Here is an 11,022-nt window from a genome sequence, read left to right as displayed (position 1 = left end):
CCCTTAACAACCACAAGCCGCCACACCAGATAGCGGCTTTTCTGGTGGGCTGGTTTTTGTTTATACGAGACAGTTACACGAGACCCGGCCCCCGGGGGGGGCGGGGGGGGAGCCGGTCGGAACGGGCCGGCCGTCAGGAGCCGCTGGACTTGCGCGGCGCGGCCTTCTTGGCGGGCGTCTTGCCTGCGGGACGAGCAGGAGCCTTGGCCGCCGGCTTCGCCGGAGCCTTCGCGGCCGGCTGTGCCGGGGCCTTCGCGGCCGGCTGCGTGGGAGCCTTCGCGGCCGGCTTTGCCGGAGCCTTCTTCGCGGGCGTCGTGGTGACGGGCGTTACCGGCTCGGGCGCCACCGCATCCTCGACCGACTCGGTGATCTCATCGGCGGTCTTGCCCACTTCGGACTTCGCCGAGTCGACGCGGTTCGCGGCGTCGGATCCGGCCTCTCGCGCCTGATCTCCGAGTTCGAGCACCCGGAGCGCGGCTTCGTCACCGGCGTCGGAGATGGCTTCGCCGACGCCTTCGCTGGTGTCGGAGATCCGGCCGGCCGCCAGACCCGCGAGCTTGGCAGCCTGTTCGCCGACCGCACGCGTCTGGCGCGCCACTGTTCCCAGCGTTTCTTCGGTGAGCTCGACGGCATCTCCGAACGCTGCCTCGGCCCGCTCGAGACCTTCTTCGACGGCGGGTTGCTTGCGGAGGCGCTCGATGGTCTGCTCGCCACGCTCCGCGAGAGCGGTGTAGAGGTCGGACGCCACCTTGAGGTACGCCTCGGCCACGCTGCGCAGCTCGTCGGCGGTGAATCGCTCTCGCAGCTCTGCGATGTCTTCGGGGAGTTCGGAGGGCAGACCCGCGAGGCGTTCCCGGAGGGACTCGACGGTCTCGGTCAGGTCGGCCGGAAGGGTGTTGAGCTTCTCGCGCGCGGTCCCGACGCGGTCGTTCACGTCGACCTGTGCGTTTTCGGCGCGCTCGCGAACCTGCGCGACGACGTCGGCCACCGCGTGCACGACGGCATCGCCTGCGCCGACGGCCGCGAAGAGTGAGGTACGGATTGCTGCGTTCGGATCGGTCATGTCAGTTCTCCTCGTCGAAGTCTGTCTGGTGCCGGATGTCGCTCCCGGCTTCTGGTGCCGTCTCGGTGAGAGCCGCCTGGTTCTCACGGCAGAACGAGTCGTAGATGTCGAACAGAACTTGCCGCTGCCGCTCGGTCAGGAGCGGATCTCCCAGAAGCGCATCCCGAAAGGCACTCTGGGGCCGGTCTTCGAGAATTCCGGCCCGCACGTAGAGCACCTCGGCCGACAACCGGAGCCCCTTCGCGATCTGCGCGAGCACTTCGGCCGAAGGCTTGCGCAAGCCACGCTCGATCTGACTCAGGTACGGGTTGCTGACGCCGGCCAGCTTCGACAGCTGCCGAAGCGAAACCTGCGCTCCTTCTCGCTGCGCCCGTATGAAGCTTCCGATGTCCTGCGCAGCAGAATTCACCACGCGTGCCGCAATATCCCCCGGCCCGGCGCTGCTTCCGTCCGCGACACCGTCGCCGGTGTCGGGGCGGTCGCTCGGGCTCCCGGTACTGCTCGGGTTTCCGGTACTGCTCGGGTTTCCGGTACTGCTCGGGCTCACTGCACTGCTCGCACTCTTGCCGGTGCCCGGGCGGGGGTCGTCTCGACTGTCATCGGTGGACACGACTCTCACGGTACGCACGGGTGCTAGCTGTAGCAAGCACTCCGCTAGCAAGTGACCGGGATCACGCGAACAGCAGCTCCGAGATCGTGTAGATGGCGAGACCCGCCAAGGAACCGACCACGGTGCCGTTGATGCGGATGAACTGCAGGTCCCGGCCCACCGCGAGTTCGATCTTGCGACTCGCTTCTTCCGCGTCCCACCGCTCGACGGTCTCGCGGATCACCGAGGTGATCTCGTCGGCGTAGTTGGACGCGACGAAGCGCACCGCGTCGAGCAACCAGCCGTCGACCTTCGTGCGCAACTCGTGATCCTCCCGCAGCCGGACACCGAGAGCCATGACGTTCTCGGCAACCTTCGTGCGCAGCGTGCTGTTCGGATCGTCGACCGAATCGAGAATCATCCGCTTCGCGGTACGCCACGTAGCCCCCGCCAGCTGGGTCACTTCGTCGCGGCCCATGATCTCGGCCTTGACCTTTTCGGCTTTGGCGATCGTCGCCGGGTCGCTCTGCAGATCACGTGCGTAGTCGGCGAGGAACTTGTTGACCGCCAGGCGCACTTCGTGGTCCGGGTTGGATCGGACCTTCCATGTGAACTCCACGAGTTCACGGTGGATCCTCTCTCCGAGCAGCAGGTCGACGAACTTCGGCGACCACGACGGGGAATCCCGGCTGATGACCCGGTCGATTGTTTCCTGGCTGCCCATAGCCCACTGGTGTGCGCGTTCGGCCAGCATCTCCACCAGGGGCAGATGCCGATTTTCTTCGACGAGTTCGGAGAGCACGCGCCCGAGCGGCGGTCCCCATTCCGGTTCCGCGATCCGCTTGACGATCGTGTTGTCGATGATCTGCTGGATGTCGTCCTCGCGCAGCACACCGACCACTCCACGCAGGACCGTGGAGGTTTCCTTCGCGACGCGCTCCGCGTGCGCCGGTTCGGCCATCCATGTCCCGACACGCAGGGGAATCTGCGCCGATTCGACTTTCGCCGAGACCACCTCGGGCGCCAGGAAATTGGTGCCGACGAACGAACTCAGGCTCGCGCCGAGCTGATCCTTCTTCTTCTTGATGATCGCGGTGTGCGGGACGGGAATGCGCATCGGATGCCGGAACAGCGCGGTGACGGCGAACCAGTCGGCGAGCGCGCCGACCATCCCGGCCTCCGACGCGGCGCGCACATACCCCACCCACGGACCCGCCCCGCGGGTCTCCTGCCATCGACAGAACAGGTAGATGACGGCAGCCACGACCAGGAACCCGGTTGCGACCGTCTTCATCCGGCGGAGGTCGCGGCGTTTGACGTCATCATCGATATTCATGAACTGCACCCCTCGATTGTGCCCAAGTTCTGCCCTGCGGGCGCGAATGCGCGACGCATGACCGGTGCGGGCGAGGCGCTCACCGTAGACTGAGCCGACGATCGAACCGAACGGATGTGCCGCACAGTGTCAAGCAACCTGCCCCAGACGCCTTCGTCCTCCCGCACCACCGAGGACCTACCGACGAAGCAGGACGGCCGTAAACGCCGGTGGCACGAACACAAGATCGCCCGGCGCGAGGAGCTCGTGGACGGCACCATCAACGCCATCCGGGCGCGCGGGCACGACATCGGCATGGACGAGATCGCGACCGAGATCGGTGTCTCCAAAACCGTTCTGTACCGGTACTTCACCGACAAGAACGACCTGACGAGCGCGACGATGATGCGGTACGTCGAGACGATTCTCGCCCCGCGCATCTATGCCGCTGTCGCCGAGGATCTCGACGAATACGCACTGACCCGAGTGGCGATCTCGGCGTACGTCGAAACGGTCGGCACCGATCCCGAGGTCTACCTGTACGTCATGTCGAACAGTTCGTCTGCGAGCCGTGACGTGGTCGCCGACTCCGAACGGATGATCGCCGAACTGGTGGCGACCGTCCTCGGTGAGCGGCTTCGTCTGCTCGAAATGGACTCGGGCGGGTCGGTGCCCTGGGCGTACGGCATCGTCGGTTCGATCCAGCTCGCCACGCACTGGTGGATTTCGAACAAATCGATGACAGCCGAGGACCTGATCGACTACCTCACGATGATGGTGTGGGGCGGCATCACGGGAATTGCCGCAGTGGCGGGTTCGCCGAAGCGGTTCAAATCCCAGCCCCATCCGCTGCTGCCCGAGGATCCGGCGCGCTGAACGGACATCCCCCGAACCGCTTTACTGTTACCAAGAGTTGCACGTATAGTCCGGGGCATGTCAGAGCCTGATACCGACCACGACGACGCCGCCGGCTACCGAGGGCCCGCCGACGTCGTGGTGGCCGACGAGCGTGCGACGATCGACGTGCAACTGTCGGGCCGCTTCGATCCCCTGCTCGGCCGCCATGTGTGGCGCGGCAGGCTACGACGCCTCGCGGAGTCGCTCCCGCCCGGAACCGAACTCCGTCCCGGAACCGAGGTGACCATCACGGTGCCCGGATCCGACGGGCCGGCAGTCGCCCGCATCACCGAAACGGACCTGTGGGGCAGTCACATGGTCGACGGCATCTCCAGGCCGCCCTACGGAGACCATCCCGCCTGATGCCCCGCCGTATGGCAGGCTCGTCGCATGGGAACGAAAAACGAAGCGCCCTGGCACACTCCGGTGGTCAAGGCGTTGCGAGCAGGTCCCGGAACCCGCGTCGCCGAACTCGACACGAACAGCACACCGGGATTCGACGGTGACAAGGCCCTCGGGGAACGCCTCCTCGAGGAACGCGGCGCGGTCCTGTCCGACCTGCAAGGAAAGCTGTTCGCCAACGGACGCAGCGGAGACCCCCGGTCGGTGCTGCTGATCCTGCAGGGGATGGACACCGCAGGCAAAGGCGGCATGGTGCGCCACGTCATCGGCCACGTCGATCCCCAGGGAGTCGACCACACCGCGTTCGGAGTCCCCACCCCCGAAGAGAAGCGCCACCATTTCCTGTGGCGCATCAACAAAGCCCTTCCCCGAGGTGGCCAGCTCGGCGTGTTCGACCGGTCGCATTACGAAGACGTACTCGTCGCACGGGTGCGATCCCTCGTTCCCGAGAATGTCTGGCGCAGGCGGTACGACGAGATCAACCAGTTCGAGCGGGAGATCACCGACACCGGAACCACCATCGTGAAGGTGGCCTTGTTCGTCTCGCTCGACGAGCAGAAGAAGCGGCTCACGGAACGGCTCGAGCGACCCGACAAGTACTGGAAATACGACCCGTCGGACGTGACCGAACGAGCCGTCTGGCCGCAGTACCAAGAGGCTTACCAGGACATGCTCGACAAGACGAACACCGACCTCGCGCCGTGGTCCGTCATTCCGTGCGACCGCAAGTGGTACAGCCGTATTGCCGTCACAGAGTTGCTGATCGACGCGTTCGAGCGGCTCGACCTGGACTGGCCCGAACCGACATTCGATATCGAGGTCGAGAAACGGCGACTCGCGGAGGCCTGACCGGCCACCGCGAGTTGTGATTGCACGTCAGAAGCTGTGGGCCTGTCAGAAGAGGGAGGCCCGTCAGAAGAGGTGTGGCGTGTCGAGGTGTTTCCTGCGGTCTCGCCGGACGGTTCCGGCCATCATTCCGACTGCCAGCGCCAAGGCCACGAACACCGCGACGGTGCTGGCCAGAGCCCCTGCCTCGTGGCCGCTGCCCGCGGCGAACAGCGCCAGGGCGATCATCAGTACTGCGATCAGCACCAATCCGTATCCGACCCACGCGACAAAAAGGTTGAGCTTCATGGCCGAACTCCCTCCCAGCGGGTGGTGTCATCCGTCCCCGCCGACGCTACCCGCGCGTGAGCGAGGTCACAAGGTGGCACCATACGATCGTATGTACGCTCCGCGCTCTGCGCTCCCCCCGGTCGCCCCGTGACCACCCCGGACGACACGGGTGACCCCGGTTCCAGGTTCGGTCGCGAGGCGGTAGGCCCGGACGGGCGCAACGAGACGCCCATCGAACGCCTCGACCGGAACTGGTCGAACCTCCTCCAGGAACTGCGGGTCGTGCAGACCGGCGTCCAGGTGCTCACCGGCCTGCTGCTCACCCTGCCGTTCCAGGCCCGATTCGACGACCTGTCCACATATCAGTACGGCGTCTACCTCGTGACGTTGCTCGCCTCCGTCTTCGCTACGGTGTTCCTCGTCGCGCCCGTCGTGATGCATCGCATTCTGTTTCGCCGCGGACAACTTCCGCGACTCGTTGCCACCGCGCACGTGTTCACGCTCGCCGGCATCGTCTTTCTCGGTGTTGCCCTCACCGGCGCAGTCGTCCTCGTGGTCGGAATCCTTCTCGGTGACATCGTCGCCCTCATCATCGGAGGAGTGACCACCCTGCTGTTCGTATGGGCGTGGTTGCTGTACCCGTGGCGGTTCCGCGTCCGTCCCCGGGCACACAGCCCGATCGACGGGTCCTGAGCCTCCCGTCGTCGGCGCGCCGGTTCCCGGTGAATGCGTCAGTGCGCGTCGCGCAGCACGTCGTAGCGAAGCACCGCGAACTCTCCGTTGCGATCGAGTTCTCTCAATCGCATCTCGACGTGCCGCGGCAGCAAGGGTTTACCCGCACCGATGGTCACCGGAGCAATGGAGACGATCACTTCGTCCAGCAGACCGTGCTCGGCGAACTGGCCCGCCAGATCCCCGCCACCGACCATCCACAGGTCCCGCCCACCGGCCGCGTCGGCCATCTCGGCGTAGACCTCGCGGACGTCGCTCTGCGTGAAGCGGATGTCCCCCGGCCCGTTCGGTCCGCTCGCGACCGGAAGGTCACCTCGGTGCGTGAACACCCAGCACGGAATGTCGTACTCCCATTTGTCGACTCCCTCGTGGTCGAGCACCCAGCGATAGGTCGTGGATCCCGTCACCATCGCTCCGATCCCCGCGATGAACTCCTGATACCCGGCAGGGCCTCCCTCGTCGGTCTCTCGTGAAAGCAGCCAGTCGAGCGAATCATCCACTGTTGCAAGGAAACCGTCGAGAGTACTTGCGGTGAAATAGCTCATGCGGGTCATGGCATGGTCCTTTCCGATCCGGGTGCGAAGGCGGCAGAAGTGAAGTGCCAGTCGAGGGGATCGCCGTGGTCGACGCTGCGGCCGGCGGCTCGGAGCATGTGACGGACGAGCTGCCTCCGATGCGCCGAGAACGTGAGCACGTGTGCGACGACTCCACCGAGGACGAAGCTCTGCGGCGGCTCACAGAGTGCGTCGATCAGCCGGTCGCCCCATGCTCCGCGGCGGTCGATGTCCCGCACGGCGTCGGCCCATCTCGTCGCGACCTCGTCGAACCGGCGGAGGAGGGATTCCGGGTCGTGCCCACCACGGTCGGGTTGGTCGTCTCCCGCCATCGATGCGAGCCAGATCTCCTTGGTCCACACGAGATTCCCGAGCACGCGTCCGATCGACTCCTCCGGACCGTCCCATTCGAGCACCACGAGTCCGGGAAAACGATTGCGCTCGTATTCCGGCTCGTCGAGTTCTCGGGCGAGTTCGAGCAGCGCACGCGTGTCGTCGAGGTCGTGATGCACGAGGTGCGCCACGACCTCCGAGCCGGAATGCCTCCCGGCGGAGACGGTCCCGTCCTCGAGCCACAGGTTCATGGGCGGGTGGAAATGCACTCCGTTCGGTGCCGTGAGCCAATGAGCACGACCGTCCTGCGACGACGTCCTCGTCGTCGCACTGGGTGGATATCCGTACGCGCGTGCATACGCGCGCCCGAACCCTTCGACGCTGCTGTAACCGGCCCCGAACGCGGCATCGGTGACACCGGCGCCGTTGGCCAGTTGCCAGGCCGCGCGTTCGAGCATCACTCTCCGCCGCAGGGCCACCGGGGACTCCCCGGTACCGACACCGAACTGGCGTGTGAAGTGCCAGGGGGACGCGTACGCCCCCTGCGCCATCTGTTCGAGGTTGACGTTGTTCTCGTCGAGCACCGCGTCGAGGAGTTCACGTAAGCGGTCGCGCCGGGGCTCGGACAGCCGGGTTTCGGACATAGGGCAAGTCTGACGACCTTCGCGCGGTCGCGCTTGACTGTTCTTGCCGAATCCGGCCGGCAGTCACCCGGGCAGCGTCTCACCTCCGATAGGAGCCAGCACTTCCCCGCTGTAATAGGAGGACATCGTCGCCGAGGCGAAGAAGACGTACGACGGCGCGATCTCGTCGGGTTGCGCGGCCCTGCCGTACGGTGCCTGCTGACCGAACTCGGACACCTTCTCCGCGTCCATCGTCGCGGGAATCAGCGGGGTCCACACCGGTCCCGGCGCGACACAGTTGACCCTGATCCCCCGGTCGCTCAGTGCCTGCGCGAGCGAATAGGTCAACGCGATCACGGCGCCCTTGGTCGCCGAGTAGTCGATCAGTGTCTTGTTCCCGCGAAGCCCGTTGATCGAGGCGGTGTTGATGACGGCGCCGCCCCGGGGAAGGTGCGGCAGCGCCGCCTTGGTGACATGGAAGAAGCTGTCGATATTGACGGCGAAGGTCCTTCGCCACTGTTCGTCGTCGAGTTCCGCGAAGTCGTCGACCGGCTGCTGGGTACCGACATTGTTGACGACGATCTCCAGACCGCCCATGGCGGCCGCGGCCTCGGCGACAACCGTGCGGCAGTGAGCCGGGTCCGCGAGATCTCCCGGGTACAGGTGACATGCGCGTCCTTCCGCCTCCACGAGAGCAGCGGTGTGCTCGGCATCCTCCTGTTCCTCCAGGTAGGCGATCGCCACGTCGGCACCTTCCTTCGCGAAGGCCACCGCGACCGCCCGGCCGATCCCGGAATCACCACCGGTGATCAACGCTCGCCGGCCGGCGAGCAGGTCCCTGCCGCGATAGCCGCGCATCTCGTCGCGGGGGCGTTCCGCCATGTCGGTCGTATCGCCCGGATAGTCGATGGTCTGCGGTTTCCGTTCCTTGTCGTCTGCCATAGCGAGCGGTTACCCCCTGCGCCGGTGGGCACACGTACCCGTTTCCGCCGAGCCCGCCAGGGGTAACCGGCACGTATGTCTGATGTGATCCGGCCGTGTGACCTGTCCGCCGCTTCTCTGCCGACCCCGCGGGGGCCGATCTCCGCCGCCGTCGTCGAACGGCTGGCCCATCCCGCCGATGCCGCGGCCTGGCAGATCGCAGTCGGTGAGCCCGACCCGTACGGCGACGACGTGCAACTGGCCCTGACCGTGCTCTACGAGTTGCACTACCGCGGTTTCGACGGTGTCGACGCGTCGTGGGAGTGGGCGCCGGGACCCCTGGGACTGCGCGCCGACCTCGAGCGTCTGTTCCTCGCACAGTTGCGCGCCGACGTTCCGGTCGGCGACGACACGGACGCGACGTTCGACGCGCTCTACCGCGAGCCGAAGGACGCCTGGGGGGTGTCGCACGAACTGGCGGAACGCGGTACCTGGGACCAGATCCGCGAGTTCTTCGTACACCGCTCGATCTACCACCTGAAGGAAGCGGATCCGCACGCGTTCGCCATTCCTCGCCTGCGGGGACGTGCGAAAGCGGCACTCGTCGCGGTCGAGTTCGACGAATACGGCGGTGGTCGCGCCGACAGGATGCACTCCCGCCTGTACGCCGATCTGCTGAAAGCGGCCGACCTCGACGAGAGCTACCTCGGCTATCTCGACGCCGTGCCGGCCGTCACCCTCGCGACCGTCAATTTCATGTCGCTCTGCGGGCTGCACCGGGCGCACATGCCGATGCTCGTGGGGATGTTCACCGCTGCGGAGATCACCACGGCTCCGAGTGCCCGGCGGATGGCGTCGGCCCTGGAACGTCTCGGCGCAGACCCCGCGTGCGTCACGTTCTACACCGAGCACATCGAAGCGGATGCCGTGCACGAACTGGTGCTTCGGCACGACGTGGTGGGTGACATGATCGCGGCCGACCCCCGCTGCGCGAGCGACATCGTGTTCGGCGCGGAGGCCGCGGAGTTCCTCGAAGGCCGCCTCGCACACCACCTGCTGGACAACTGGTCGAAGGGTTCGACGACGCTTCGTGCGTCCCTCGACGACATCGCTCCGGTGGACCAGCCCGTGAGCTGATCCACCGGAGCGGTCCGACGGGTAAGCCGCGTCAGTCGAGGACGCCCGGCTCGTGGGTCGGGGTTCCACCCGAACCGTGGAGCCGGCGGTGACGGAAATTGATCGTGATCAACGCCGCGCCGGCCGAGAGGAGCGCCGCAGCGATGACGACGGCAACCACCGTCCAGCCGGCGAACCCGTCTCCTGCAGCGAAGAGCGCCATGGCGACGACAGCAATGCTGGCAAGAACGCACGCGTAGCCGATCCATCCCGCTACCCGGGAGCCGGTGGTCGGCGGCTCGTGCCTCGATGTGTTGGTCATAGTGGTTTGTACCCCTTCGTGCGGCCCGACAAAACTCGGGCAATCGAGAAACAGGCTCCCCCGCAGTGTGATCCGCTCAAGGCGGAATCCGGCGTCCGATCGGACCACGTCCGAGAAGCACAGCGAGGAGTTCCCGCGCGGAGCGCGCACGCAACACCGGACTGCAGGTTCCACCACGCGCACGCATGCCGGCGATCGTCTCCGCCCAGACGGCGGGACCGGAATGCCGCGGCGCCCAGCCGAGCACTGCGGACGCCCGCTCGCATCCGAGCATGGGGGTGGCGTATGCCAGGTCGACCCAGCTTCCCTGAACCGGCTGAAGCCGGGCGTGCCAACCGGCGTCGGCCACCGCGGAGAGCAGCCGTGCGGGAACGTGGACGGTGGAGCAACCGAACGGTGCGGCGAAGTCCTCGGCGCCGACGGGCACCGGCGAGGCCAGGTTGACCGCGCCCACAGCACGACGTCGGAGTGCCGAGTCGATTGCCGCGGCCACATCGTCGGCATGCACCGCGGGGATCGTGAGCCTCCGGTCGACGGGCAGCACCGGGACGTGGCGGGTGATCGCGGACGGCACCGCGTCCGGCAGCACGTATCGGGCGAGACCCGACCCCGCTGCGTATTGCCCGATGAATCCCGGGCGTAGCCGCAGCAGATCCGGCGCACCGGGCGCACCCGACAATTCGTCGAGCACCCTTTCGGCCGCCACCTTGTCCACGCTGTAGGCACAGCCGGGTATTCCCGTCGTCGGCCAGGACTCGTCGACGGGCCGGCCGTACGATCCCGGCGAGTACGCCGCGCCGGAGGACATGTGCAGCACGTGCGGTACGCCGGCGTCCGCTGCCGCCGAATACACGGCGCGTGTTCCCTCGACTGCGGTGCGCCGCAAGTATTCTCGCCGGTGCGACGGCTGGAATCCCCAGGCAAGGTGGACGACGGCATCGGCGCCGGACATCTGCCGCCGCAGCACCCCGTACGACTCGGGCTCCGCGAGGTCGACGCGACACCAGCGCGCAGAAAGATAGGGGCCGCGCGCCGGAGG

14 protein-coding genes are annotated in these 11,022 nt (G+C 66.7%); 5 read left to right on the top strand and 9 right to left on the bottom strand.

Going from position 1 to position 11,022, the window contains the following annotated elements; genetic code table 11:
* Nucleotides 1-133 precede the first annotated feature (133 nt).
* The 3 genes from ACFWBU_RS20860 to ACFWBU_RS20850 all read right to left on the bottom strand — a co-directional run bounded on the left by ACFWBU_RS20860 (nucleotide 134) and on the right by ACFWBU_RS20850 (nucleotide 2,988).
* Nucleotides 134-1,063 carry a heparin-binding hemagglutinin gene (locus ACFWBU_RS20860; RefSeq protein ID WP_169619349.1) on the bottom strand — a complete coding sequence of 310 codons (930 nt, stop codon included), beginning with the start codon at nucleotides 1,061-1,063 and terminating at the stop codon, nucleotides 134-136.
* 1 nt (nucleotide 1,064) lies between these two features.
* The gene (locus tag ACFWBU_RS20855; protein WP_346765044.1) at nucleotides 1,065-1,487 is read right to left on the bottom strand and encodes a helix-turn-helix transcriptional regulator; all 423 of its coding nucleotides are present in this window, start codon (nucleotides 1,485-1,487) and stop codon (nucleotides 1,065-1,067) included.
* A 247-nt stretch (nucleotides 1,488-1,734) separates the two neighbouring features.
* Complete coding sequence (locus ACFWBU_RS20850; protein WP_206036429.1) at nucleotides 1,735-2,988, bottom strand: DUF445 domain-containing protein; 1,254 nt, start codon at nucleotides 2,986-2,988, stop codon at nucleotides 1,735-1,737.
* Nucleotides 2,989-3,102: 114 nt separating this feature from the next.
* On the opposite strand from ACFWBU_RS20850, the gene ACFWBU_RS20845 reads away from it, so the two are divergent.
* The 3 genes from ACFWBU_RS20845 to ACFWBU_RS20835 are packed head-to-tail and all read left to right on the top strand — an operon-like array spanning nucleotide 3,103 to nucleotide 5,115.
* The gene (locus ACFWBU_RS20845) at nucleotides 3,103-3,843 is read left to right on the top strand and encodes a TetR/AcrR family transcriptional regulator (RefSeq protein ID WP_169619345.1); all 741 of its coding nucleotides are present in this window, start codon (nucleotides 3,103-3,105) and stop codon (nucleotides 3,841-3,843) included.
* A gap of 57 nt (nucleotides 3,844-3,900) precedes the next feature.
* Nucleotides 3,901-4,227 carry a DUF4873 domain-containing protein gene (locus tag ACFWBU_RS20840; RefSeq protein ID WP_169619343.1) on the top strand — a complete coding sequence of 109 codons (327 nt, stop codon included), beginning with the start codon at nucleotides 3,901-3,903 and terminating at the stop codon, nucleotides 4,225-4,227.
* A gap of 27 nt (nucleotides 4,228-4,254) precedes the next feature.
* Nucleotides 4,255-5,115, top strand: coding sequence for a polyphosphate kinase 2 family protein (locus ACFWBU_RS20835; RefSeq protein ID WP_378529122.1), 861 nt, complete (start codon nucleotides 4,255-4,257; stop codon nucleotides 5,113-5,115).
* 63 nt (nucleotides 5,116-5,178) lie between these two features.
* On the opposite strand, the gene ACFWBU_RS20830 is transcribed toward ACFWBU_RS20835, so the two are convergent.
* The gene (locus tag ACFWBU_RS20830) at nucleotides 5,179-5,400 is read right to left on the bottom strand and encodes a hypothetical protein (protein WP_169619340.1); all 222 of its coding nucleotides are present in this window, start codon (nucleotides 5,398-5,400) and stop codon (nucleotides 5,179-5,181) included.
* Nucleotides 5,401-5,613: 213 nt separating this feature from the next.
* On the opposite strand from ACFWBU_RS20830, the gene ACFWBU_RS20825 reads away from it, so the two are divergent.
* Complete coding sequence (locus tag ACFWBU_RS20825; RefSeq protein WP_169619608.1) at nucleotides 5,614-6,075, top strand: DUF6328 family protein; 462 nt, start codon at nucleotides 5,614-5,616, stop codon at nucleotides 6,073-6,075.
* 38 nt (nucleotides 6,076-6,113) lie between these two features.
* Here ACFWBU_RS20825 and ACFWBU_RS20820 read toward each other — a convergent pair whose 3' ends face one another.
* The 3 genes from ACFWBU_RS20820 to ACFWBU_RS20810 all read right to left on the bottom strand — a co-directional run bounded on the left by ACFWBU_RS20820 (nucleotide 6,114) and on the right by ACFWBU_RS20810 (nucleotide 8,566).
* Nucleotides 6,114-6,668, bottom strand: coding sequence for a dihydrofolate reductase family protein (locus ACFWBU_RS20820; protein WP_378529120.1), 555 nt, complete (start codon nucleotides 6,666-6,668; stop codon nucleotides 6,114-6,116).
* On the bottom strand, nucleotides 6,665-7,645 hold the full coding sequence (locus ACFWBU_RS20815; RefSeq protein ID WP_296549641.1) for a helix-turn-helix domain-containing protein: 981 nt from the start codon (nucleotides 7,643-7,645) through the stop codon (nucleotides 6,665-6,667). Before ACFWBU_RS20815 ends, ACFWBU_RS20820 begins: the two co-directional genes overlap by 4 nt.
* Nucleotides 7,646-7,708: 63 nt before the next feature.
* A complete protein-coding gene (locus tag ACFWBU_RS20810; RefSeq protein ID WP_378529118.1) occupies nucleotides 7,709-8,566 on the bottom strand; it encodes an SDR family oxidoreductase in 858 nt (285 codons plus the stop codon).
* A gap of 75 nt (nucleotides 8,567-8,641) precedes the next feature.
* Between ACFWBU_RS20810 and ACFWBU_RS20805 the strand changes: the two genes are divergently transcribed.
* Nucleotides 8,642-9,682, top strand: a complete 1,041-nt coding sequence (locus ACFWBU_RS20805) for an iron-containing redox enzyme family protein (protein WP_378529117.1) — start codon at nucleotides 8,642-8,644, stop codon at nucleotides 9,680-9,682.
* Between the two features lie 31 nt (nucleotides 9,683-9,713).
* Here ACFWBU_RS20805 and ACFWBU_RS20800 read toward each other — a convergent pair whose 3' ends face one another.
* Together ACFWBU_RS20800 and ACFWBU_RS20795 are read right to left on the bottom strand one after the other, a co-directional pair.
* A complete protein-coding gene (locus ACFWBU_RS20800; RefSeq protein WP_169619336.1) occupies nucleotides 9,714-9,983 on the bottom strand; it encodes a hypothetical protein in 270 nt (89 codons plus the stop codon).
* Nucleotides 9,984-10,059: 76 nt separating this feature from the next.
* On the bottom strand, nucleotides 10,060-11,022 hold a 963-nt coding region (locus ACFWBU_RS20795), incomplete at its 5' end, for an NAD-dependent epimerase/dehydratase family protein (RefSeq protein WP_378529116.1).

The sequence above is a fragment of the Rhodococcus sp. NPDC060084 genome (genome assembly GCF_042730335.1).
Classification (GTDB): domain Bacteria; phylum Actinomycetota; class Actinomycetes; order Mycobacteriales; family Mycobacteriaceae; genus Rhodococcus.
This window is presented reverse-complemented; position numbering and strand designations above follow the sequence as displayed.